The organism is Prosthecodimorpha staleyi (genome assembly GCF_018729455.1).
Taxonomy (GTDB): Bacteria; Pseudomonadota; Alphaproteobacteria; order Rhizobiales; family Ancalomicrobiaceae; genus Prosthecodimorpha; species Prosthecodimorpha staleyi.
In genome coordinates this window covers 1-1,424 of record NZ_JAHHZF010000037.1, presented here as the reverse complement: position 1 = coordinate 1,424, position 1,424 = coordinate 1, and the positions used below count along the sequence as shown (strand labels likewise).

The following is a 1,424-nucleotide window of genomic DNA, read 5'->3' as shown; positions in this document are numbered from 1 at the left end:
CACGGGGCGTTTGATATGGCTTGGTTGCGGGGGCCAGATTTGAACTGACGACCTTCAGGTTATGAGCCTGACGAGCTACCGGGCTGCTCCACCCCGCGGGATGGGAGGGTATTGTCCAGCGTTGTTGTGCTGGAAGAGTGGAGAGAAGGTTTGGATCGGGAGAGAGGTTTTGTGTTTCGTGCTTAGCAGGCCTGGCAGCGACCGACTCTCCCGCGTCTTGAGACGAAGTACCATGGGCGCTGGGGGGTTTGACGGCCGAGTTCGGAATGGGATCGGGTATGGGCCCCCCGCTGGAACCACCAGGCCAGCGAAGCACGAAAGGGTTTTCTCGGGTTGGCATTTGGCAGTAGGCAGTAGGGGCACGGAGCCTGCTGGCTCCGACGGCCTATTGCCGATTGGCGACTGCCTTTTGGCGTAAGCATGGATAAATGAGAGTGATCAAGCCGATCGGGCTATTAGTACCGGTAAGCTGAACACATTGCTGCGCTTACACACCCGGCCTATCGACGTGGTCGTCTCCCACGGCCCTATTTAGCGAGACCTTGTTTTGACGTGGGTTTCCCGCTTAGATGCCTTCAGCGGTTATCCCGTCCGCACATAGCTACCCTGCACTGCCCTTGGCAGGACAACAGGTCCACCAGTGGTGCGTCCATCCCGGTCCTCTCGTACTAAGGACAGATCGTCTCAAGTCTCGAACACCCACGGCAGATAGGGACCGAACTGTCTCACGACGTTCTGAACCCAACTCACGTACCACTTTAATCGGCGAACAGCCGAACCCTTGGGACCTGCTCCAGCCCCAGGATGTGATGAGTCGACATCGAGGTGCCAAACCTTCCCGTCGATATGGACTCTTGGGGAAGATCAGCCTGTTATCCCCGGCGTACCTTTTATCCGTTGAGCGATGGCCCTTCCACGCGGGACCACCGGATCACTATGGCCGACTTTCGTCTCTGCTCGACGTGTCAGTCTCGCAGTCAGGCAGGCTTATGCCATTGCACTCGACGACCGATTTCCGACCGGTCTGAGCCCACCATCGCGCGCCTCCGTTACTCTTTGGGAGGCGACCGCCCCAGTCAAACTGCCCACCATGCGCTGTCCTGGATCCTGTCGAACCGCAGTTAGACATCCATGACGATAAGGGTGGTATTTCAAGGTTGGCTCCACACGAGCTGGCGCCCGCGCTTCATAGCCTACCACCTATCCTACACATGCCGACACGAATGCCAGCGCAAAGTTGCAGTAAAGGTGCACGGGGTCTTTCCGTCTAACCGCAGGAACCCCGCATCTTCACGGGGAATTCAATTTCACTGAGTCTCTGCTGGAGACAGCGGGGAAGTCGTTACGCCATTCGTGCAGGTCGGAACTTACCCGACAAGGAATTTCGCTACCTTAGGACCGTTATAGTTACGGCCGCCGTTTAC

The 1,424-nt window shown here is 57.6% G+C and carries 1 tRNA gene and 2 rRNA genes; all 3 read right to left on the bottom strand.

The annotated features are described in order from the left end of the window. Positions 1-21: 21 nt before the first annotated feature. Positions 22-98, bottom strand: a tRNA-Met gene (locus tag KL771_RS28210). A 91-nt stretch (positions 99-189) separates the two neighbouring features. Next, positions 190-304 (bottom strand): 5S ribosomal RNA (rrf, locus tag KL771_RS28205). 130 nt (positions 305-434) lie between these two features. Beyond that, a 23S ribosomal RNA gene (locus tag KL771_RS28200) occupies positions 435-1,424 on the bottom strand; the annotation flags it as partial.